This is a genomic window from Pseudomonas sp. S5F11 (assembly GCF_019641515.1).
GTDB lineage: Bacteria > Pseudomonadota > Gammaproteobacteria > Pseudomonadales > Pseudomonadaceae > Aquipseudomonas > Aquipseudomonas rhodesiae.
In genome coordinates, this window is the sequence record NZ_JAIFJZ010000001.1 from 4,606,228 (window position 1) to 4,627,212 (window position 20,985).

Genomic DNA, 20,985 nt, shown 5'->3' on the forward strand with positions numbered 1-20,985 from the left:
ATGTTCGGCCAAAACGAAGAATGACCGCATGATGGGCCGGGATTCTAGCATTTAGTCAGGGGATGGTGTAGGAACAAGCTGCAGGCATTGCGCCATAAGCTTTGGAAGGTCAAATCGCGGAAACTACAAGGGGAGCCGAAGCTCCCCCAGAAGTAGTTGCGTGCTCTATTTTTATTATTGATTTCGGGCTTCTTGTTTTTGTTGATCGCCCTCGCCATGAAGCTTCACCTTCATGACACTCCCAATCGGGAGTCAAGAGCAAACGGATTGCTTTGGTCGCTGTGTTGCTGATCTACGATCCAACCAGTTCAGGCTCTGCCTTAGGGCAGTTTTTGTTGTTCTCGGCCTGGTTGCGGGGCAAGCCCCAAATGCAACGCCTCTCCAAAAGAATCAGTTAGCTGCGCCTCCGCCGTGTTGTTTTTGTTATGCGTGAGTCGATTCGTCTTATTTTTATTGTCTTGTACAAAGCTTGTTATTGTTTTTGTACTAAGCATATAGCAGGGTGCGTGCCAACTTTTGTGTCGTCCAGCAAAACCGGGGGGTTGAGGAGGTTTCGGTTTTTTGACGGGCCAAAAAAAGCCGGGGCTTCGTTACCGTAAGCCCCGGCTTTTGTTACGCGGGTTGTCCGCGGTAACAGTTTTTTCACATTTGCCGGTGTTACCGGTGGGCGCGCCCTCAGCTCTCGCTGGCCACGCCGGTCTTACGCCGAGGAATGCCCAAGCGCTGACGGCGTTCCCACAGGCACTTGCGGCTCACGCCTAATTTGCGCGCCAGCTCGGTCTCGGTCATGTGGTCCTGATGCTCCAGGACGAAATGCTGGAAGTAATCTTCCAGCGACAGATCTTCCGTCGGCTCATGGCTGGTGTTACTGGCCGCGCCCTGTTGCGGCGCCAAGCCGATGAACTCGTCGTCTTCCAGGTCGCTGAGTTCGATGTCAATGCCCAGCAGCTCAGCGGAAATTTCCGGGCTTTCCGACAGAATCACCGCGCGTTCCACGGCGTTCTCCAGCTCGCGCACGTTACCTGGCCATGAGTAATGCCGAATGGCCTGTTCGGCATCCGGGGCAAACTTCAGGTCGGTACGGTTGATGCGCGCGCTCTGGCGCTGCAGGAAGGCATTGGCGATCTCGTTGACGTCTGCACCACGCTCGCGCAAGGCAGGCAGCTTGAGAGCGATCACATGCAAGCGATAGTACAAGTCTTCACGGAACTGGCCGATCTTGGCCAGACTCTTGAGATCGCGGTGGGTCGCCGCGATCAGGCGCACATCCACCTTTTGCGATTGCACCGAGCCTACACGGCGAATCTCGCCTTCCTGCAGTACTCGCAGCAGCCGCGCCTGTGCTTCCAGCGGCAGCTCGCCGATTTCGTCGAGGAACAGCGTGCCGCCGTCCGCCGCTTCGACCAGGCCCGCACGTCCAGCGCTGGCGCCGGTAAAGGCGCCTTTCTCGTGGCCGAACAGTTCGGATTCAATCAGCGATTCTGGGATCGCCGCGCAGTTCACCGAAATCATCGGAGCTTTGGCGCGCTTGGAGAGGTTATGCAGGGCGCGGGCCACCAGTTCCTTACCAGTCCCGGATTCACCCTGGATCAGTACATTGGAGTCGGTGGGGGCGACTTTGCGGATCTTGCCGTAAAGGTCCTGCATCGGTGGGCAGGAGCCGATGATGCCGATCTCGCCGTTGCTGTTGTCGACGCCAGGCTTTTCTGAGCCGTTGGCAGCCTTGCCGGCGGGGCGCTGCTCGGCGGGAACGCTGCTGGCCGACTGGCGGTCGCGCAGTATGCGGGCCACTGCCTGGAGCATTTCGTCATGGTCGAAAGGCTTGGCGATGTAGTCCACCGCGCCCATCTTCATGGAGTCCACTGCTGAGCGCAGGCTGGCGTAGCTGGTCATGATCAGCACCGGGGTGCCTTGGCCGAGTTTGATCAACTCAGTGCCGGGCGCCCCGGGCAGGCGCAGGTCGCTGACGATCAAGTCGAACGTGGGAATGCTGAAGCGCTCCTGGGCTTCCTGCACCGAGCCGGCTTCGCTGACTTGATACTGATTGCGTTCAAGCAGGCGACGCAAGGCAGAGCGGATAATGGTTTCGTCTTCGACGATCAAAATGTGCGGCATTGATTCAATTCTCTCGACGGTCTCAGTTCACAGCGGACGTCGCTTCGACATGACGCGGTAAAGTCACCCGAATACGGGTGCCGCGTTGGCTTTCGGTGTCAGCCGGGCTGTCGATGGTGATTTGTCCATAATGCTCTTCAACGATGGAATAGACCAGTGCAAGGCCCAGACCGGTGCCTTCACCTGGGTCCTTGGTAGTGAAGAAGGGTTCGAACAAACGGTCCATGATGTTCTGTGGAATGCCGCTGCCTTCGTCTTCCACGATCAGGTCGATCGTATGCTCGAAAGCCTCGCTCTTGACGCGTACCGCACTGTGGGGTGGCGAGGCGTCGCGAGCGTTGGACAACAGGTTGATCAGGACTTGGGCCAGGCGTTGCGAGTCGCCGTCGACCCAATGATCGGGATCGCACAGGTTGAAGAACTGTACTTCGAAATTGCGTCGGTTCAAGGCCAGCAGCCCGATGGCATCCTGCGCGACCTCAGCCAAGCACACCGCCTCGTCCTGATTCTGATGAGCGCCGGAATGGGCAAAACTCATCAAGGACTGCACGATGCGCGATACGCGCTTGGTCTGTTCAAGGATCTGCCCGCTGATTTCAGTGATTTCACCGTCTTCTTCCCGTTCTTCGCGCAGGTTCTGGGCCAGGCAGGCAATGCCGGTGATCGGGTTGCCGATCTCGTGGGCCACACCCGCAGCCAGGCGACCAATGCTGGCCAGGCGCTCGGAATGCACCAGTTTGTCTTCGAGCATCTGGGTTTCGGTCAAATCTTCCACGAGTAACACCAAACCGCTGTTGCCGGGGGCCAGGGGCTCGTCGATGGCGGCTTTGTGCAGGTTGAGCCAGCGGGTCTGGCCATCGAGGGCCAGGTGCTGTTTGTGCAAGTGCTCATCAGGCAGGTTGATAAAACCCTGCAGCAACTCTTTCCACGGTTCGCCCAAGGTCGTGAGGCGCGAGCCCACTACGCGCTGCGCGGCGATACCGGTCAGCTCTTCCATGGCCTTGTTCCACATCAGAATCTCTTGATCCTTGGCCAGGGAGCACACGCCCATGGGCAACTCCTGCAGGGTCTGGCGGTGGTAACGGCGTAACGCATCGAGTTCGGCGGCCAGGCCGGTGAGGCGCGAGTGGTAGTCCTCCAGGCGGCTCTCGATAAAGTGAATGTCTTCGGTCACGTAGTTTTCGCCGCCGGCCTTGTAGGGCAGAAAGGTTTCGACCATGTCTTGGGAAACGCTGGGGCCCATCAGGCCGGACAGGTTGGCTTCGATACGGTCGCGCAGGCGGCGCAACGCATACGGGCGGCGCTCGTCAAAGGGCAAATAAAGATCGCGCAGCGCTTGCTCGACTTCCTTTTGTGCGGCCTTGGCGCCCAGGGGTTTGGCAAGTTGCGTGGCGAACTCCTGGGGCGAGGCTGCGTGCAGTTCGCGGCGTTGCGGGCGGCGCACGTTGTCCACTGCGCAGGCTTCGGCGGCGCTGGTTTCCTCGGGGCTGGCGTTGGTGAACAGCGAGATCAGGGTAAACATCAAAACGTTGGCGGCCAGGGAGGCAATCGCGGCCATGTGCCAACTGGTGTCGTCCAATACGTAAATCATATTCAGCAACGGGATGTAAAAGCCCTGGAGGTTGCCGACCAGTGGCAGCAGCATGGTCACGACCCACACCAGAATCCCCGCGAGCAGCCCCGCGATAAAACCACGACGGTTGGCGGTCGGCCAGTACAGCACCGACAGCACCCCCGGCAAGAACTGCAAGGTGGCCACAAACGCCACGATGCCGAGGTTGGCCAGGTCTTGCCCAGCGCCGAGCATCAGGTAGAAGCCGTAGCCGGCCATGATGATGGCGACGATCAGCGCACGGCGTGTCCATTTCAGCCAACGGTAGATATTGCCTTCCGCCGGTGGCTGGTACAGCGGCAACACCAAGTGGTTGAGCGCCATGCCCGACAGCGCCAGGGTCGTGACGATAATCAGGCCACTGGCCGCCGACAGACCGCCGACATAGGCCAGCAATGCAAGGGCCGGGCTATTGGCGGCCATGCCAATGCCGAGGGTGAAGTATTCCGGGTTGGTGGTAGCGCCCAGTTTTAGACCTGCCCAGAGGATCAGCGGTACGGCGAGGCTCATCAATAGCAGGAACAGCGGCAGGCCCCAGCTTGCACTCACCAGCGCGCGGGGGTTGAGGTTCTCGGTGAACGTCATGTGATACATGTGCGGCATCACGATTGCCGACGCGAAGAACACCAGCAGCAATGTGCGCCACGGGCCTTCCTGCAAAGGTGTGTGCAGGGCAGCGAGGGCAGTCTGGTTCTGCAGCAGCCAAAGCTCTAACTGTTGTGGGCCATCGAACACGCCATAGAGCGCATAGAGGCCGACGCCGCCGATGGCGATCAGCTTGATCACCGATTCGAAGGCTATCGCGAATACCAGCCCCTGGTGCTTTTCGCGGGTGGCGATGTGGCGTGAACCGAAGAAAATCGTGAACAGCGTGATCAGCGCGCAAAAGGCCAGGGCCACGCGATGCTGCACCGGCTCATGGGTAAGGATGCTGATGGAGTCGGCCACCGCTTGGATCTGCAAGGCCAGCAAGGGCAACACGCCGATCAACATGAACACAGTGGTTAGCGCACCGGCCCAGGTGCTGCGGAAGCGAAACGCAAACAGGTCGGCCAGGGACGACAGCTGGTAAGTTCGGGTGATTTTTAATATGGGGTACAGCAGCACCGGCGCCAGTAGGAATGCTCCGGATACGCCGAGGTAGCTGGACAGAAACCCGTAGCCATACTGATACGCCAGGCCCACCGTGCCATAGAACGCCCAGGCGCTTGCGTAGACCCCAAGGGACAAGGTGTAGGTCAACGGATGGCGAATGATCGCCCGCGGGATCATCCCGCGCTCACTGATCCAGGCGACGCCGAACAGCGCGGCCAGGTAGGCGGCGCTGATCAGCAGCATCTGAGTGAGGCTAAAGCTCATCGGCATCTTTTTGGCTCTGCAGGATGAAGGTCACGACGATCAGGATCAGCCACAGCAGATACGGGCGATACCAGGCGCCGGTGGCGTCGATCCACCAATCCATGATGGCGGGGGAAAACAGGTAGATCCCGACGACCAACAGCAGGACCAATCGATAGATGTACATGTTGGCCTCTGAGTTAAAAACTGCCGCGATGGTAACGGATGGCTGGCAAGCTGCAAGCGCCTTCAGCTCAATTGCGCTTCTGCCAACGTGAGCGCGCGCGGGATGCGGTTGGCATCCCAATGCCGGACGCCCCAATCGAGCAGCTCGCGCGCGCTGGCGTAGAGCAGTTCGCTGCCCGTTTGTTGGCCAAGGGCACGCAAGGCTCTTAACAGCAAGGGCGTGGCTTGGTCGGGTGTCAACGGCGGTGAGCGATAGGACTTGCCCAATTTGTGGCCGTCCGGCTGAACGATCAACGGTACATGCAAATAGCGCGGTTGGCGCAGGCCCAGCAGTTCTTGCAGGTACAGCTGGCGTGGCGTGGAGTCCAAAAGGTCGGCGCCGCGCACGATGTCGGTTACGCCTTGCCAGGCATCGTCCAACACCACGGCCAACTGGTAGGCGTAGAGGCCGTCGCGCCGACGGATAACAAAATCGCCGACCTCACGGCCCAAGTGCTGTCGGAAATGGCCCTGTGCTCGGTCGGTAAAGTGGTATTCCAGCTCAGGAACACGCAAACGGATGGCTGCGTCGTGCGGGTCATGACCGGCGTTACGACAAAGGCCCGAGTAGATGCCGTTGTAAGGCTCCAGCTGTTTGCGTGAGCAGGTGCAGGCGTAGGCCAGGCCGTGGTTGAACAGGTCGTTCAGTACTTTGGCGTAGGCATCATGCCGTTCGCTTTGTCGGACGAGTTCACCGTCCCACTCAAATCCATAGCTCTCCAAGGCATGAAGAATCGCCGCCTGGGCGCCGGGCTCTTCGCGGGGGGGATCCAGATCTTCCATGCGCATCAGCCAGAGGCCTTGATTGGCGCGGGCGTCGAGGTAGGAGGCGAGGGCGGCGACCAGGGAGCCGAAATGCAAATGGCCGCTGGGCGTGGGGGCGAAACGCCCGATATAGGTAGAGGCTGTCATGGGCCGGATACTACTGGAAAATCGGCAAGCGCCAGAAACAAAAATGGAGCGTTCGCACGCCCCATTCGATCAGCCCGGCAGGATTATTTGCCGACCTGTTTTTCCTTGATTTCGGCCAAGGTCTTGCAGTCTACGCACAGGTCCGCGGTTGGGCGGGCTTCCAGGCGACGGATGCCGATCTCGACGCCGCAGGATTCGCACCAGCCGTATTCTTCGTCTTCGATCAGTTGCAGCGTCTTGTCGATTTTCTTGATCAGCTTGCGTTCGCGATCACGAGCGCGCAGTTCGAGGGCGAACTCTTCTTCCTGGCTGGCACGGTCGGCCGGGTCCGGGAAGTTGGCGGCTTCGTCCTTCATATGGTCAACCGTGCGGTCGACTTCCTGCATCAAGTCCTGCTTCCACTTTTGCAGGATCTTGGTGAAGTGCTGGCGCATGGGCTTGCCCATGTACTCCTCACCCTTCGTTTCGACGTAAGGTGTGAAGCCGCTGAGGCTCTGCTGCTGTTGCTTTGCTTGGGTGGACATGAATAGACCGCCTCTCACTCTTCTAATCCATTGCGCAGGATTGCAACGTCACCGACACCTGCCGGCCCTGCGGCTGCAAGCGGGCGAACTTACCAGATAGATTCAGGGTGCGCCACTCCCGGTTGTCGAAGCCCTTCGCTCAGGGGTTGCAAACTGCAGCAGCCCGCTGTGGCTGGGTATGGATCGCCTCGAATGTTGATTTTAGTCGTTTTGCTGGCGCGTGCCGGGTTCATCACGAACGACCGAGCAGGCAATAGAGCATGTTTTACCGCGAGGGTTCGGTAGAATCCTGATTTTGTCCTCACCGTTAAGGAAGGCTAATGGCCCAGCCCTACAGTGCGCGCAGTCGCGCCATCGAACCTTTTCATGTCATGGCGTTACTGGCGCGTGCCAATGAGCTGCAAGCGGCCGGCCATGATGTGATCCACCTGGAAATCGGCGAGCCGGATTTCACCACGGCCGAGCCGATTATCCAGGCCGGCCAGGCCGCGCTGGCCAATGGCAAAACCCGCTACACCGCCGCCCGTGGCCTGCCGGAGCTGCGCGAAGCCATCAGTGGGTTTTATCAGCAACGCTACGGCTTGAATGTCGATCCGGAACGCATCCTGATCACGCCAGGCGGTTCCGGTGCGTTGCTGCTGGCCAGCAGTTTGCTGGTTGACCCGGGCAAGCACTGGCTGCTGGCAGACCCAGGTTACCCATGTAACCGGCATTTTCTGCGCTTGGTCGAGGGCGCCGCGCAACTGGTGCCGGTAGGGCCGGACATGCGCTATCAACTGACGGCCGACTTAGTAAACAAGCATTGGAACCAGGACAGTGTGGGCGCCCTGGTGGCATCGCCGGCGAACCCGACCGGCACGATTCTCACCCGTGACGAACTGGCCGAGCTGTCGAGTGCAATCAAGGCGCGCGATGGCCATCTGGTGGTGGATGAGATTTATCACGGCCTCACCTACGGCACCGACGCCGCCAGTGTGCTGGAAGTCGATGATGACGCCTTCGTCTTGAATAGTTTTTCGAAGTATTTCGGAATGACCGGCTGGCGCCTGGGCTGGCTGGTGGCGCCGCCCGCAGCGGTGGGAGAGCTGGAGAAGCTGGCACAAAACCTCTATATCAGCGCGCCGAGCATGGCTCAGCATGCGGCGCTGGCGTGTTTCACTCCGCAAACATTGAGCATTCTGGAGGAGCGCCGCGCCGAGTTCGGTCGCCGTCGCGACTTCCTGCTGCCGGCGCTACGGGAGCTGGGCTTTGGCATTGAGGTCGAGCCGGAAGGGGCCTTCTATCTATACGCCGATATTCGCGCGTTTGGCGGCGATGCGTTCGCATTTTGTCGTCATTTCCTGGAAACCGAGCACGTTGCATTCACGCCCGGTCTGGATTTTGGCCGCTATCAGGCCGGCCATCATGTGCGCTTTGCCTATACGCAGAACATCGAGCGCCTGCAGGAGGCGGTGGAGCGCATCGCCCGTGGTCTACGGAGTTGGCAAGGCTGATGCGTTTTTATCCTCCCCTTGAAGAAGGCCGCTTGATTCGCCGTTACAAGCGTTTTCTCACCGATATCGAAACCGTTACCGGCGAGTTACTCACGATTCACTGCCCGAACACCGGTTCCATGCTCAATTGCATGGTCGAAGGCGGGCAGGTCTGGTTCAGCCGCTCCGATGACCCCAAGCGCAAGTTGCCCGGCACCTGGGAAATCGCCGAAACGCCCCAGGGCCGGCTGGCCTGCGTGAATACGGCGCGCGCCAATCAATTGGTTGAGGAGGCGCTACGCGCTGGGGTGATCGCCGAGTTGGATGGCTTTACCGCGTTGAAGCGCGAAGTCCCCTATGGCCAGGAGAAAAGCCGTATCGACTTCAGTTTGGACTATCCCCATGGCGCGGCCTACGTTGAAGTTAAAAGTGTCACCTTAGGTTTCGATGATTCCAGAGTGGCGGCCTTTCCCGATGCGGTAACCCAGCGCGGAGCCAAGCATCTGCGGGAGTTGGCTTACCTGGCGCGGGATGGCGTGCGGGCGGTGCAGTTGTATTGCGTCAATCTTTCGGGGATCGATGCGGTGCGCCCGGCCGTGGAAATCGATGCGGCCTATGGCGCGGCGCTGCGCGAGGCCAAGGCGGCGGGGGTGGAGGTGCTGGCCTATGGCGTGCGTGTCACGGCCGAAGAGATTTGCGTGGATCGCCGCTTGGACGTGCTGCTCGACTAGAGGTCCACCCACAGGCCCTGTGCGTCTTCGCGGCCGGGCAGGGCGACCAGACTTTTACCGGCACAGGGTCCGGCGATGCACTCGCCGGTTTCAATCAGGAACAAGGCACCGTGGGTCGCGCACCGGATCAGGCTGGCGCTGTCGTCGAGGAATTGGCCGGGTTGCCACTCCAGTGCAACACCGCGGTGGGGGCAACGGTTGATATAGAAGTAGGCAATGCCATCGCGGCGCACAGCCAATAACTTGCACCCGTCGATATCAAAGCCGAGGCTGGTATTGGGTGCCAGTGCGGCGGAGGAGCAGAGAAACTTCATTTCAATCCTTAAGTACCTTGACGTTCAAATGCAAACAATTATCAAATGCGGGCTTCGCTCGTCGGCTGACGGGGCGCTACGTTCGATGCCTGGCAGGGCCAATCTGTCTCCTCGAAAAGCGTTCTGAGACCCAGCCCCTGGAAGGAAACCCTGTTATGCGCCTGAGTACCAGCGCTATTGCGCTTGTTGTTGGTTTGCTCATCAATCACGGGGCAATGGCCTCTGAACTACCACAACGCTGGGTGAGTGCCGGTGGCGCGCTGTCGGAGTGGGTCGTGGCCTTGGGGGGCGAGCCAAAACTGGTGGGTGTGGATACCACCAGCCAGCATCCCGCGACACTCAAAACGTTGCCGAGTATTGGCTACCAGCGTCAATTGTCGGCCGAGGGCATTCTCAGCCTGCGTCCGCAGGTACTGGCGGGCACCGAAGAAATGGGGCCGCCGCCGGTGCTGGCGCAGATCCGCAGCGCGGGTGTGCAAGTGGAGATGTTTTCCGCACAGCCAGATTTACAGGCGCTGAAAAGCAACCTTGAGCACCTGGGGACATTACTCGGTAAGGCGGCTGAGGCGCGCGCACTGTTCGGCGATTATGAGCAGGCGCTGCAACGGCAGAAAAACCGCCTCGTGAAGATCCAGGCGACTCGGCAGGCGCCGGGTGTGTTGCTGCTTGTTGGCAATGCCGGTGGCAAGCCGCTCGTTGCTGGCCAGGACACGGCAGCGGACTGGATGCTGCGCCAGGCGGGTGGCCACAACCTAGCTACGCACACGGGGTATAAACCCTTTTCGGCAGAGTCGCTGGCGGGGCTGAGTCCGCAGGTGCTGGTGTTTGCGGATCGCGCATTGACAGGGGCGGCGGCGCGTGCGGCGCTGTTCAAGGAAAACCCGATTTTGGCGTCGACGCCAGCGGCCAAACAGGGCCGGGTGCTTGAAGTGGACCCCACTCTGCTGGTTGGCGGATTGGGGCCGCGTCTGCCGCAAAATCTGGAAGTATTATCGGCTGGGTTCTATCCGACTTCGTCTGAAGCTACACCATGACCACACTGGTAAAGCCACGAACGTTGTTTATCGGCTTGACGCTCTTATGCGGGTTGGCCACCTGGCTGTCATTGGCTTTAGGGCCCGTCAGCCTGCCGCTGGGGGATACGCTTCGTGCAGCTTTGCGCTTGATGGGCCTACCCATCGATGCCCACGGCCTGGAGCAGGCTGAGCTGATCCTGGGGCAGATCCGGCTGCCGCGCACCTTGCTGGGCCTGGCGGTCGGCGGCGTGTTGGCGTTGTCGGGGGTGGCGATGCAGGGGCTGTTTCGTAACCCGTTGGCGGACCCGGGATTGGTTGGGGTGTCCAGCGGTGCGGCCTTGGGGGCGGCGGTGGCGATTGTCGGCTCTGCGTTCCTGGGCGGTTTACCGGATGTGTTCGGGCCCTATGTGCTGTCGTTGTGCGCGTTTGCCGGTGGGCTGGGGGTGACTGCGTTGGTTTATCGCCTGGGGAGGCGTGATGGTCAGACCCATGTGGCCACGATGCTGCTCGCGGGCATTGCGCTAACGGCTCTCTCCGGTTCGGCAGTCGGTTTGTTTACCTATCTGGCAGATGACGCCACGTTGCGCACACTCACGTTCTGGAACCTGGGTAGCCTCAACGGTGCCAGCTATTCAAGGCTATGGCCGTTGTTGCTGGTAACTGCGGGGGTGGCGCTGTGGTTGCCGCGGCGGGCGAAGGCGTTGAATGCGTTGCTGCTTGGCGAGTCTGAAGCGAGCCACCTGGGCGTTGATGTCGAAGGGCTTAAACGTGAACTGGTGTTTTGCACCGCCCTGGGTGTAGGGGCGGCGGTGGCTGCGGCGGGGATGATCGGATTTGTCGGCTTGGTGGTGCCGCACTTGGTGCGATTGCTCGCTGGGCCTGATCATCGCGTGCTATTGCCTGCGTCGGTGTTGGCGGGCGCGAGTTTGTTGCTGTGTGCCGACCTGATCGCACGGCTTGCCCTGGCGCCTGCCGAATTACCGATCGGCATTGTGACTGCATTTATCGGCGCGCCGTTTTTTCTGTACTTGTTATTACGAGGACGCGCCTGATGTTGCGGGTGGAAGGGGTGCAGGTCCGTCGTGATAGCAAAATCGTATTGGCGGACATAACCCTCGATCTGCTGCCAGGTGAGGTGCTCGGCGTGCTGGGGCCCAATGGCGCCGGCAAAAGCACACTGTTGAGTACCTTGAGCGGTGAGTTGCAAGAAGATCAGGGCAATGTCTGGCTGGATCAGCAGGCTTTGAGCGCATGGAGCGGGGCACAGCGTGCTCAGCGCCTGGCAGTGTTGCCGCAAACCTCCACCCTGGATTTTGCTTTCCGTGTCGAAGAGGTGGTGGGGATGGGGCGACTGCCCCATCAGACCGGCAAAACCCGTGATGAGCAGATCATCGCTGCGGCGTTGCAGGCGGCGGATGTCGGGCACCTGAGCGGTCGCAACTATCTGGCCTTATCGGGCGGTGAGCGCCAGCGCGTGCACCTGGCACGGGTATTGGCGCAATTGTGGCCGGGTGAGGCGGGGCAGACATTGCTGCTGGATGAGCCCACATCGATGCTCGACCCCTTGCACCAACACACCATCCTGCAGGCAATACGTGCCTTTGCTGACCGCGGAGCGGCGGTGCTGGTGATCCTGCATGACCTGAACCTGGCGGCGCGTTACTGCGACAGGATGCTGCTCCTGGAGCAAGGGCGTCCCTACGCCTTGGGCACGCCGACCCAGGTGCTGCAGCCTGAGATCGTCAAGGCAGTATTCGGCCTTGAAGTGTTGGTGCAGCCGCATCCGGAGCGTGGGCATCCATTGGTCATCGCGCGCTGAAATGGGATTTCTATCAGGCAAAAAAAGACCCGGCAAAAGCCGGGTCAAATAACCGTGATTAGCCTGATGAGGAGATAATCTGAGAGTCCGAACCAAGGGCCTTTCAGTTATCGGCTGATCTCGCGACCAGTTGTGATAATCATAACGATTCTCATTTGAGAGTCAACCGTTGTTTGTGCGGCTTCCTGAAGTTTTCTCAAACGCTCGTTCGAAACGCCGAGTGGCGAGATCTAGCCAGGCTCAACTCTTAGGGCGAGACGACACGGCCTCCAGCTGGCGATTCAAGGCTTCCTTGCGTTCGGCAGGAATATCGTTCCAGTGCACATCCAGCAAAGCCCCTTCGATCGCATACAGCAACACTTTCGATGCCCGAAATCCGCGAGTCCTTACTGCTCGATAGGCATCGACCGCCCCCAGGCGGCGCAGGTCGGATGCACTGTGGATGCCCACTGCATGCAGCCACTGCGCTGAGGTCTTGCCGAGGTTTTTCAGGTGTTGCAGCTCATCGTTCATCAAGCCTCCTTGCGACGGCCGAACGGTGCGGTGGGTATCGTGACCAGACAGGCCTGAAAAGGAGTGTAGCGTTCAGTAGGAAAAGTGCAGTTCTTTGCTCTGATACGGCTCAAAAGCTTATAAGCCTGACGCTGTAACTTTGACGCGCGCAGTCCCAAGGCCCAGGTTACGCTGGCGCATAACCGGGGCCTGGACCTTGAGGTTCACTTGGTGCGGTAACGCAGGCGAGTGCCGAAGTTGACCGACATCAGGATCTCATCGGCGGTCAGTTCAGGCGGGAAGTACGTGCCGGAAATCTGCGCATGGGCAAGGCTGGCGCCTTCCAGCGAACAGCCGCGCAAATCCAGACCGCGCAGGTCGGCAGAGCGGAAATACCCGTCGGTGAAGTCCACGCCGGTGGCGTTCAGGTCGCGCAGGTCCAAACCGCGGAAATCGCCTCCGCGCATATCGATGACACCTTCGGTAGGGCGCTCTTGGTTGAAGCCGCGGATATCGTCTTTGTGCAGGAGCGCGTAGAGCGGTGTATCAAGAAGCTTAGGCTTACTCATGAAAACGACTCCTGTTGGACTTATGACGCCATTATAGTGCCACTATTGTGCGGTCGCGCGTTTAAGTAGACGACGCGACCAATAAATTTTTCTTACAAGCCTGGCAGACGCTGACGAATTTGCGCGACCAGTGCATCCAGGGTTCCGCTTTGATTGGTTTCCACCCGCTTGCTCTGCAATAACTCTTCCGGCGTGAGGGGATCGCGATGGGCCTGCTGTTCCTCGATAACTGCCAGGGTCGCGTCGGACGGGTCGTTTTGTTCCGCCTGGCGTTGCGCCAACCAACTGGCGATGACCGCTTGTGGCGCATTGCAATCCAGAATCAGAAACGGCGCACCAGTGGCTTCGGCGACCTTGGCGGCAGCATCGCGTTGTTCACGTTTGAGGAACGTCGCGTCCAGCACCACCGGGAAACCGGCGCGCAGCACGATGTTGGCGATTTCATTCAGGCGTGCGTAGGTCTTGGTGCTGGCGTCGGCGGCATAGATGCCCGCCTGAGGTGTGTTTTCTACCTGCTGTTCACCGAACAGGCGTTTGCGTTCTACATCCGACCGCAGGCGCACAGCACCCAAGGCTTCCACCAGGCGCATGGCGACGTGGCTTTTGCCGACGGCCGAGACGCCGTGGGTGATCGCCAGAAAGCGCGATGGAATGGTGCTGTAGCTTTCCGCCAGATTGGCGTAGTTGCGATATTGGCGCAGGGTGGTGGCCCGTTGCACCGGGCTGGCTTCGCTCGGCATGCTGAACAGCGCGACTTTGGCGCGGACCAGGGCACGGTAGGCTTTGTAGAAATTCAGCAACTCAAGGCCCTGGTAGTCGCCGGTCAGTTCCAGATACTGACTGATGAAGCGGCGAGCCAGGGACTTGAGGCCGCGGTCTTCCAGGTCCATGGCCAGGAAACCGGTGTCGGCGTAAACGTCGGTGAAGCGAAACGGTTCGTTGAACTCAATGCAGTCGAAGATCACCACTTGCCCATCGATCAGGGTTGCGTTGCCCAGGTGGATGTCACCGTGGCACTCGCGGGTGAACCCATCGAGCTTGCGCTGCGCGATTAGCGGCTTGAGGCGTTCGAAGCTGCTTTCGGCCCAGGCTTGCAAGGCGTCGAGTTGAGCCAGGTCGGCCTTGTCGCTGAGGAACGGGCGGATCTGCTCGAAGTTCTGTCGCACCGGCGCCATCACCTCGTCCGGGGTCCCGGCGGGGTGAGCTTGCGGTACATGAGGGGCGCTGAGGTGAAAGTGCGCGATCTGCCGGGCCATTTCATCGATGTGCGCAGCGGTCAGTTCGCCATTGGCCTGCAAGGTGCTGAGCAGTTGGCTTTGGGGAAACTGACGCATCTTCAGCGCGTATTCGATCACAGGGCCGTCACCGCCCAGTTGTGGCGATTCGGCGGTGCCGGTGATCGGCAGTACTTCCAGGTACAAATCCTGGGTCAGGCGTTGGTTGAGGCGCAATTCCTCGTTGCAGAAATGCCGGCGATCTTCCAGGGCGGTGAAGTCCAGAAAGCCGAAGTTCATCGGTTTCTTCAATTTATAAGCAAAGGGGCCGGTCAAAATGACCCAGGAGATATGGGTTTCGATGACTTGGAACGCTTCTACCGGATGGGGGTACAACGCCGGGTCTTGCAGGGCTGCGATCAGGGACTGGCTCACGGGCGATCCTTCAGAGTCTTGGGGAAATCATGTCGGGCATTATGGCCGCTGTAGGCGGTCGTGCAAACCGCTGTCCGGCTCATGTTGATCATCGATAAAATGCGTATAATCCGCCGCCATGACTCGAACCCGATCTCCCCGCTCCCGTAAAAAAACACCTTCCCGCAGCCTGCGCCCCTGGTTGGGCTGGGCGCTCAAGCTCGGCCTTGTCGGTCTTGTAGTGCTCGCCGGCTTTGCGGTGTACCTCGACGCTGTGGTCCAAGAGAAGTTCTCTGGTAAACGTTGGACTATCCCGGCCAAGGTCTACGCCCGCCCGCTGGAGCTGTTCACTGGCCAGAAGCTGAGCAAGGATGACTTCCTCACCGAGCTCGACGCGCTCGGTTATCGCCGTGAGCCGGTCAGCAATGGCCCGGGTGCCGCCGCCGTCAGCGGTAATACGGTTGACTTGAACACTCGTGGCTTCCAATTCTATGAAGGCCTGGAAAAGCCTCAGCCGGTACGCGTGCGCTTCTCCGGCGATTATGTGGCCGAACTGTCGTCGCTCAATGGTTCCAAACTGCCTGTGGTTCGTTTGGAACCGCTGATGATCGGCGGTATTTACCCTAAAAACCTTGAAGATCGCATCCTGATCAAGCTGGATCAGGTGCCGCCTTACCTGCTGGAAACCTTGGTTGCAGTAGAGGATCGCGATTTCTACAGCCACTGGGGCGTCTCGCCCAAGTCGATTGCCCGCGCGATCTGGGTGAACACCTCTGGCGGCAAAATGACCCAGGGCGGCAGTACGCTGACGCAACAATTGGTTAAGAACTTCTACCTGACCAACGAGCGCAGCCTGACCCGTAAGCTCACCGAAGCCATGATGGCGATGCTGCTTGAACTGCATTACAGCAAGCAGGAAATCCTTGAGGCATACCTTAATGAGGTGTTCGTCGGCCAGGATGGTCAGCGCGCAGTGCACGGTTTCGGCTTGGCCAGTCAGTTCTTCTTCGGCCAGCCGCTGTCCGAATTGAAGCTGCACCAGGTAGCGCTGCTCGTCGGCATGGTCAAAGGGCCTTCCTATTACAATCCGCGTCGTAATCCGGAGCGTGCGCTGGAGCGCCGCAACCTGGTACTGGACGTGCTGGAGCAGCAGGGCGTTGCTAACGCCGAGCAGGTTGCCGCGGCCAAGAAAATGCCATTGGGCGTGACCTCCCGCGGCAAGTTGGCGGACAGCTCATTCCCAGGCTTTATCGATCTGGTCAAACGCCAGTTACGTGAAGACTATCGCGACGAAGACTTGACCGAGGAGGGGCTGCGAATCTTCACCAGTTTTGACCCGATCCTGCAGATGAAGGCTGAAGCGTCGGTCAACGACACCTTCAAGCGTCTGACCGGGCGCAAAGGTTCCGACGAAGTGGAAGCGGCAATGGTGGTGACTAACCCTGAAACGGGTGAAGTGCAGGCCATGATCGGCAGTCGTCAGGCCAGCTTTGCCGGGTTCAACCGCGCCTTGGATGCTGTGCGCCCGATCGGCTCGCTGGTTAAACCGGCGGTGTACCTGACCGCACTGGAAAAGCCGAGCAAATACACGCTCACGAGTTGGCTCTCGGACGATCCGCTGTCGGTCAAGGGCGGGGATGGTCAGGTGTGGACCCCGCAGAACTTTGATCGCCGCTCCCATGGCACGGTATTCCTGTACCAGGGCTTGGCGCATTCCTACAACATTTCCACCTCTCGCCTCGGTCTGGAAGTGGGGGTGCCGAATGTGCTCAAGACATTGGCGCGACTGGGCATTACTCGTGAATTCCCAGCGTTTCCATCCATTCTGCTGGGCGCTGGCGCGATGACGCCGATGGAAGTGGCAACGATGTATCAGACCCTGGCCAACGGTGGCTTCAATACGCCGATGCGGGGCATCCGCAGTGTATTGACCGCCGAAGGGGAGCCGCTCAAGCGCTATCCTTTCCAGATTCAGCAGCGTTTCGACGCGGGTTCCATCTACCTGATCCAGAACGCCATGCAGCGCGTAATGCGCGAAGGTACTGGCAGTTCGGTCTATAAGGTGCTGCCGTCCAATCTGACGCTGGCGGGCAAGACCGGCACCAGTAACGATTCGCGGGACAGTTGGTTCGCCGGTTTTGGTCAGGATGTATTGGCCGTTGTATGGCTGGGGCGCGACGATAATGGCAAGACACCGTTCACCGGTGCGACAGGTGCGTTGCAGGTCTGGACCAGTTTTATGCGCAAGGCTGACCCGCTCCCGTTGAACATGCCGCAGCCGGATAACATCGTGCAGGCCTGGATCGATCCGCACACCGGTCAGGGCTCTGATGCCAACTGCCCGGGCGCGGTGCAGATGCCGTATATTCGCGGCAGCGAACCACCACCCGGTGCTGCGTGCGGTGGCGGTGCCCCTGCTGACGCAGAATCGGTGATGGACTGGGTCAAGGGCTGGATGAACTAAGCAAAGAGGGTTTCAAGTGAACAAGTGGTGGTTTCCAGCTATTACAGCGCTGGCTTTGCTCGGCGGTTGCTCCAGCGTGCAACGCGGTTCCATTCCAGTGGTGGACTCGAGCACGGCCGTTTCCAATAGCGACCGGATCTCGGCCAATGGCGGCTTCCGCCAAACCGTGACCAAGCGTCCCGTCCAGGCCGCAGCTCAAGCGGTGCCGCAGGACTCGGGCGTGGTGGTGATGGTGCCCGGCGGCGGTGCCGCGACTTCGGCGCCGATCAGTGCCGAGCCGTGGACACCAGGGCCAAGCACTTCCGGCCCGATCGACGCCACGCCGATTCAAACGGCGCCGGTCAATCAAGGCACCTATAACATGCCGTCCTCGCCGAGCGGCATTCCGTCGTCTTCCAATGCAGGCGGCTTGTCGGCTGACGAGCAACTGGACGGGCCGGTGCTGGCTTTGTTGACCACTGCTCAGCAGCAACAGGCGGGTGGCGATTTGAACGGCGCGTCCTCAAGCCTTGAACGCGCGCAACGTGTCGCACCCCGAGAACCTCAGGTCCTGTATCGCCTGGCGCAGGTGCGCATGGCTCAGGGCGACGCGCCGCAGGCCGAACAATTCGCGCGTCGGGGTTTGAGCCTGGCCAATGGTCGCCCAGACCTGCAAGCCAGCCTGTGGGCATTGATCGGCGACGCGCGCGCCGCGCAGGGCGATGCCGCCGGCGCCGCCCAGGCCCGCCAGAAAGCCAAGGTCAACCTCTGATGGATGGGCGTTTTCCTGCGATTGCCGAACAGTTATTGCTGATTGAGCGAGAGCTGCGCGTGCAAGGCTGGTGGGAAGAGGTTCCCCCCAGCTCTGAAGCACTCAGCAGTGTTGAGCCGTTTTCGGTGGATACGCTGGATTTCCACCAGTGGCTGCAATGGATCTTCCTGGCGCGCATGAAGCACATCCTTGAACAGGATCTGCCTTTGCCACGCGCGTCGGGGATTCTAGAAATGGCCGAGATGGTCTATGTAGACCGGCCTCAGGAAAGCCTCGGATTGCGCAACGCGCTGAAAAAGTTCGATCAATTGATCGTCGACGCTCGTTAATTGCCTGACTGCCGGCTTTTTCGGCAGTCTTGCGCATATTTCTACCGCTTCACGACATTCAGGCGAGTTTTATCCCTCCTCACGGCCCTTTCTTCTACGTTCTCATGCGCTTAGTTGGAAAAAAGCGCAATTATTGCTTGACTTGAAGGGCCTGAAACAGAAGAATCCAAAGTCCGCTGTATCGGGACTGCCAGAAGCAGGCCCGCTCAGCAGATCATGAGGCGCACATCCGCGCCGACCTGTTACACCCGCAACGCGTTACCTCGCGCTGGGTGGGAAAAGCCCGCAACACTTGGGACGATCCCAATACTTGCTCAGTCAGTGCTGACGTAGTCGGCGACCACCGTCGCTCATGCTCTGTTGAGAAGTAAACCTATTAAGACCCGTCGGTTTTTAACGGACGGTATTCTGGCGTTTTAGAGGTGAACAACGTGGAGCTTTTATCTGGTGGTGAGATGCTCGTCCGCTTTTTGCGTGACGAAGGCGTCGACTATATCTACGGGTACCCAGGTGGTGCTCTTCTGCATGTTTACGACGCGCTGTTCAAGGAACCGGCTGTTACCCACATCCTGGTTCGCCACGAACAAGCCGCGACCCATATGGCTGACGGTTATGCCCGCGCCACCGGTAAAGCCGGTGTAGTGCTGGTAACTTCCGGCCCAGGCGCAACCAATGCTATTACCGGCATTGCGACGGCCTATATGGACTCCATCCCGATGGTGATCATTTCCGGCCAGGTGCCCAGCACCATGGTGGGAACCGATGCGTTCCAGGAAACCGACATGATTGGTATTTCCCGGCCGATCGTGAAACACAGCTTCATGATCAAGCATCCGTCGGAAATCCCGGAAGTCATGAAAAAGGCCTTCTACCTCGCACAGTCCGGTCGTCCGGGCCCTGTCGTTGTCGATGTTCCGAAAGACATGACCAACCCGGCGGAAAAATTCGAATACGTCTTCCCCAAAAAAGCCAAGCTGCGTTCCTACAGCCCGGCGGTCCGTGGGCACTCAGGGCAAATCCGCAAGGCCGCAGAGATGTTGCTGGCGGCCAAGCGCCCAGTGCTGTACTCGGGCGGTGGTGTGATCCTGGGCGGCGGTTCCGCACCGCTGACCGAACTGGCCAAGCTGCTCAACTTGCCGGTGACCAACACACTGATGGGGCTCGGTGCGTTTCCGGGTACGGACCGTCAGTTCGTCGGCATGCTCGGTATGCACGGCAGCTACACCGCTAACCTCACCATGCACCACGCGGATGTCATTCTGGCGGTTGGCGCACGTTTCGATGATCGGGTTATCAACGGCGCGAGCAAGTTTTGCCCAAATGCCAAGATCATCCATATCGACATCGATCCGGCGTCCATCTCCAAGACCATCAAGGCCGACGTGCCGATCGTGGGTCCTGTAGAGAGCGTGCTGACCGAAATGGTCGCCGCGCTTAAGGATATCGGCGAGACGCCTAACAAGGAGTCGGTGGCCAGTTGGTGGAAGCAGATCGATGAGTGGCGCGGTGATCGCGGCCTGTTCCCTTACGACAAGGGTGACGGCAGCATCATCAAGCCACAAACCGTGATCGAAACCCTGTGCGAAGTGACCAAGGGCGACGCCTTTGTGACCTCCGACGTGGGCCAGCACCAGATGTTCGCCGCGCAGTACTACAAGTTCGACAAGCCGAACCGCTGGATCAACTCCGGCGGCCTGGGCACCATGGGCTTTGGTTTTCCCGCCGCTATGGGGGTGAAGCTGAGTTTCCCGGACGCCGATGTTGCGTGCGTCACCGGTGAAGGCAGCATCCAGATGAACATCCAGGAACTGTCGACGTGCCTGCAGTACGGTTTGCCGGTCAAGATCGTCTGCTTGAACAACGGCGTGCTGGGCATGGTGCGTCAATGGCAGGACATGAGTTACAACAGCCGTCACTCCCATTCCTATATGGAGTCGCTGCCAGATTTCATCAAGTTGGTAGAAGCGTATGGCCACGTTGGCATTCGCATCACTGATCCGAAAGATCTGAAGCCGAAGATGGAAGAGGCGTTCGCCATGAAGGATCGTCTGGTGTTCATCGATATTCAGGTGGATACCAGCGAGCACGTCTACCCGATGCAGATCAAAGACGGCTCTATGCGCGACATGTGGCTGAACAAGACGGAGCGTACGTAATCATGCGGCATATCATCTCCCTGCTTCTTGAGAACGAACCCGGCGCTCTGTCTCGTGTTGTCGGCCTGTTTTCGCAACGCAACTACAACATCGAAAGCCTGACAGTGGCGCCGACCGAAGACCCGACTCTGTCGCGTCTGACATTGACAACCGTAGGCCACGATGAGGTGATCGAGCAGATCACCAAGAACCTCAACAAGCTGATCGAAGTGGTCAAGCTGGTCGACCTGTCGGAAAGCGCTCACATCGAGCGCGAGCTGATGCTGGTTAAAGTCAAGGCCACGGGCGCCCAACGTGCTGAGATCAAGCGGACTACCGACATCTATCGCGGGCAGATCGTCGATGTGAGCGCCAGCGTTTATACCGTTCAACTGACTGGTACCAGCGACAAACTGGACAGCTTCATCCAGTCGATCGGGACAGCCTCGATTCTGGAAACCGTACGCAGTGGTGTCACCGGGATTGCCCGTGGCGACAAAGTACTCAGCATCTAACCCAAATTAGCGAATGGCCTTAAG

The 20,985-nt window shown here is 59.5% G+C and carries 18 protein-coding genes and 1 pseudogene; 10 read left to right on the top strand and 9 right to left on the bottom strand.

The window, feature by feature from the left end:
- Nucleotides 1-675: 675 nt before the first annotated feature.
- The 5 genes from K1567_RS20780 to dksA all read right to left on the bottom strand — a co-directional run bounded on the left by K1567_RS20780 (nt 676) and on the right by dksA (nt 6,726).
- Nucleotides 676-2,115, bottom strand: a complete 1,440-nt coding sequence (locus tag K1567_RS20780; RefSeq protein WP_169868958.1) for a sigma-54 dependent transcriptional regulator — start codon at nt 2,113-2,115, stop codon at nt 676-678.
- Nucleotides 2,116-2,137: 22 nt separating this feature from the next.
- Nucleotides 2,138-5,092: a sensor histidine kinase gene (locus tag K1567_RS20785; RefSeq protein WP_162276695.1), complete on the bottom strand. Its 2,955-nt coding sequence runs from the start codon at nt 5,090-5,092 to the stop codon at nt 2,138-2,140.
- Nucleotides 5,076-5,252 (bottom strand): hypothetical protein, encoded by a 177-nt coding sequence (locus tag K1567_RS20790; RefSeq protein WP_003176118.1) that lies wholly within the window; start codon nt 5,250-5,252, stop codon nt 5,076-5,078. Before K1567_RS20790 ends, K1567_RS20785 begins: the two co-directional genes overlap by 17 nt.
- Nucleotides 5,253-5,314: 62 nt before the next feature.
- On the bottom strand, nt 5,315-6,202 hold the full coding sequence (gene gluQRS, locus K1567_RS20795) for a tRNA glutamyl-Q(34) synthetase GluQRS (protein WP_220698827.1): 888 nt from the start codon (nt 6,200-6,202) through the stop codon (nt 5,315-5,317).
- A gap of 83 nt (nt 6,203-6,285) precedes the next feature.
- Nucleotides 6,286-6,726 carry an RNA polymerase-binding protein DksA gene (gene dksA, locus K1567_RS20800; protein ID WP_034100675.1) on the bottom strand — a complete coding sequence of 147 codons (441 nt, stop codon included), beginning with the start codon at nt 6,724-6,726 and terminating at the stop codon, nt 6,286-6,288.
- Nucleotides 6,727-7,046: 320 nt separating this feature from the next.
- Here dksA and K1567_RS20805 point away from each other — a divergent pair, with 320 nt between their 5' ends.
- Both K1567_RS20805 and sfsA read left to right on the top strand, forming a co-directional pair.
- Nucleotides 7,047-8,219, top strand: coding sequence for a pyridoxal phosphate-dependent aminotransferase (locus tag K1567_RS20805; RefSeq protein ID WP_220698828.1), 1,173 nt, complete (start codon nt 7,047-7,049; stop codon nt 8,217-8,219).
- On the top strand, nt 8,219-8,929 hold the full coding sequence (gene sfsA, locus K1567_RS20810; RefSeq protein ID WP_220698829.1) for a DNA/RNA nuclease SfsA: 711 nt from the start codon (nt 8,219-8,221) through the stop codon (nt 8,927-8,929). Before K1567_RS20805 ends, sfsA begins: the two co-directional genes overlap by 1 nt.
- On the opposite strand, the gene K1567_RS20815 is transcribed toward sfsA, so the two are convergent.
- The gene (locus tag K1567_RS20815) at nt 8,926-9,243 is read right to left on the bottom strand and encodes a Rieske 2Fe-2S domain-containing protein (RefSeq protein WP_213548013.1); all 318 of its coding nucleotides are present in this window, start codon (nt 9,241-9,243) and stop codon (nt 8,926-8,928) included. The genes sfsA and K1567_RS20815 overlap by 4 nt on opposite strands.
- A gap of 155 nt (nt 9,244-9,398) precedes the next feature.
- Here K1567_RS20815 and K1567_RS20820 point away from each other — a divergent pair, with 155 nt between their 5' ends.
- The 3 genes and pseudogenes from K1567_RS20820 to K1567_RS20830 form a co-directional block, all read left to right on the top strand.
- Nucleotides 9,399-10,277, top strand: a complete 879-nt coding sequence (locus K1567_RS20820; protein ID WP_034100668.1) for a hemin ABC transporter substrate-binding protein — start codon at nt 9,399-9,401, stop codon at nt 10,275-10,277.
- Nucleotides 10,274-11,311 carry an iron ABC transporter permease gene (locus K1567_RS20825; protein ID WP_034100667.1) on the top strand — a complete coding sequence of 346 codons (1,038 nt, stop codon included), beginning with the start codon at nt 10,274-10,276 and terminating at the stop codon, nt 11,309-11,311. The genes K1567_RS20820 and K1567_RS20825 overlap by 4 nt, the downstream gene beginning before the upstream one ends.
- A gap of 47 nt (nt 11,312-11,358) precedes the next feature.
- Nucleotides 11,359-12,078 (top strand): annotated as a pseudogene (locus K1567_RS20830) (heme ABC transporter ATP-binding protein); the annotation flags it as partial.
- Nucleotides 12,079-12,318: 240 nt separating this feature from the next.
- On the opposite strand, the gene K1567_RS20835 reads toward K1567_RS20830, so the two are convergent.
- From K1567_RS20835 to K1567_RS20845, 3 genes are all read right to left on the bottom strand, one after another.
- Nucleotides 12,319-12,591, bottom strand: a complete 273-nt coding sequence (locus K1567_RS20835; protein WP_034100663.1) for a TfoX/Sxy family protein — start codon at nt 12,589-12,591, stop codon at nt 12,319-12,321.
- Nucleotides 12,592-12,794: 203 nt separating this feature from the next.
- Nucleotides 12,795-13,139 (bottom strand): pentapeptide repeat-containing protein, encoded by a 345-nt coding sequence (locus K1567_RS20840; RefSeq protein WP_034100662.1) that lies wholly within the window; start codon nt 13,137-13,139, stop codon nt 12,795-12,797.
- Between the two features lie 92 nt (nt 13,140-13,231).
- Nucleotides 13,232-14,788 (bottom strand): bifunctional aminoglycoside phosphotransferase/ATP-binding protein, encoded by a 1,557-nt coding sequence (locus tag K1567_RS20845; RefSeq protein WP_034100660.1) that lies wholly within the window; start codon nt 14,786-14,788, stop codon nt 13,232-13,234.
- 118 nt (nt 14,789-14,906) lie between these two features.
- On the opposite strand from K1567_RS20845, the gene mrcB reads away from it, so the two are divergent.
- The 5 genes from mrcB to ilvN all read left to right on the top strand — a co-directional run bounded on the left by mrcB (nt 14,907) and on the right by ilvN (nt 20,961).
- Nucleotides 14,907-17,231 carry a penicillin-binding protein 1B gene (gene mrcB / locus K1567_RS20850; RefSeq protein ID WP_220698830.1) on the top strand — a complete coding sequence of 775 codons (2,325 nt, stop codon included), beginning with the start codon at nt 14,907-14,909 and terminating at the stop codon, nt 17,229-17,231.
- 16 nt (nt 17,232-17,247) lie between these two features.
- Nucleotides 17,248-17,982 (top strand): M48 family metallopeptidase, encoded by a 735-nt coding sequence (locus K1567_RS20855; RefSeq protein WP_034100657.1) that lies wholly within the window; start codon nt 17,248-17,250, stop codon nt 17,980-17,982.
- Nucleotides 17,982-18,311, top strand: coding sequence for a YqcC family protein (locus K1567_RS20860; RefSeq protein WP_034100655.1), 330 nt, complete (start codon nt 17,982-17,984; stop codon nt 18,309-18,311). The genes K1567_RS20855 and K1567_RS20860 overlap by 1 nt, the downstream gene beginning before the upstream one ends.
- A 431-nt stretch (nt 18,312-18,742) precedes the next feature.
- Entirely contained in the window at nt 18,743-20,467 is a 1,725-nt protein-coding gene (locus K1567_RS20865) for an acetolactate synthase 3 large subunit (protein ID WP_034100944.1), read from the top strand.
- Nucleotides 20,468-20,469: 2 nt separating this feature from the next.
- A complete protein-coding gene (gene ilvN, locus K1567_RS20870) occupies nt 20,470-20,961 on the top strand; it encodes an acetolactate synthase small subunit (protein WP_003176102.1) in 492 nt (163 codons plus the stop codon).
- The last annotated feature ends 24 nt before the right edge of the window (nt 20,962-20,985 follow it).

Coding starts and splice junctions, on each gene's coding strand:
- K1567_RS20780 (WP_169868958.1), bottom strand. CDS start 2,115: ATGCCGCACATTTTGATCGTCGAAGACGAAACCATTATCCGCTCTGCC.
- K1567_RS20785 (WP_162276695.1), bottom strand. CDS start 5,092: ATGCCGATGAGCTTTAGCCTCACTCAGATGCTGCTGATCAGCGCCGCC.
- K1567_RS20790 (WP_003176118.1), bottom strand. CDS start 5,252: ATGTACATCTATCGATTGGTCCTGCTGTTGGTCGTCGGGATCTACCTG.
- gluQRS (WP_220698827.1), bottom strand. CDS start 6,202: ATGACAGCCTCTACCTATATCGGGCGTTTCGCCCCCACGCCCAGCGGC.
- dksA (WP_034100675.1), bottom strand. CDS start 6,726: ATGTCCACCCAAGCAAAGCAACAGCAGCAGAGCCTCAGCGGCTTCACA.
- K1567_RS20805 (WP_220698828.1), top strand. CDS start 7,047: ATGGCCCAGCCCTACAGTGCGCGCAGTCGCGCCATCGAACCTTTTCAT.
- sfsA (WP_220698829.1), top strand. CDS start 8,219: ATGCGTTTTTATCCTCCCCTTGAAGAAGGCCGCTTGATTCGCCGTTAC.
- K1567_RS20815 (WP_213548013.1), bottom strand. CDS start 9,243: ATGAAGTTTCTCTGCTCCTCCGCCGCACTGGCACCCAATACCAGCCTC.
- K1567_RS20820 (WP_034100668.1), top strand. CDS start 9,399: ATGCGCCTGAGTACCAGCGCTATTGCGCTTGTTGTTGGTTTGCTCATC.
- K1567_RS20825 (WP_034100667.1), top strand. CDS start 10,274: ATGACCACACTGGTAAAGCCACGAACGTTGTTTATCGGCTTGACGCTC.
- K1567_RS20835 (WP_034100663.1), bottom strand. CDS start 12,591: ATGAACGATGAGCTGCAACACCTGAAAAACCTCGGCAAGACCTCAGCG.
- K1567_RS20840 (WP_034100662.1), bottom strand. CDS start 13,139: ATGAGTAAGCCTAAGCTTCTTGATACACCGCTCTACGCGCTCCTGCAC.
- mrcB (WP_220698830.1), top strand. CDS start 14,907: ATGACTCGAACCCGATCTCCCCGCTCCCGTAAAAAAACACCTTCCCGC.
- K1567_RS20860 (WP_034100655.1), top strand. CDS start 17,982: ATGGATGGGCGTTTTCCTGCGATTGCCGAACAGTTATTGCTGATTGAG.
- ilvN (WP_003176102.1), top strand. CDS start 20,470: ATGCGGCATATCATCTCCCTGCTTCTTGAGAACGAACCCGGCGCTCTG.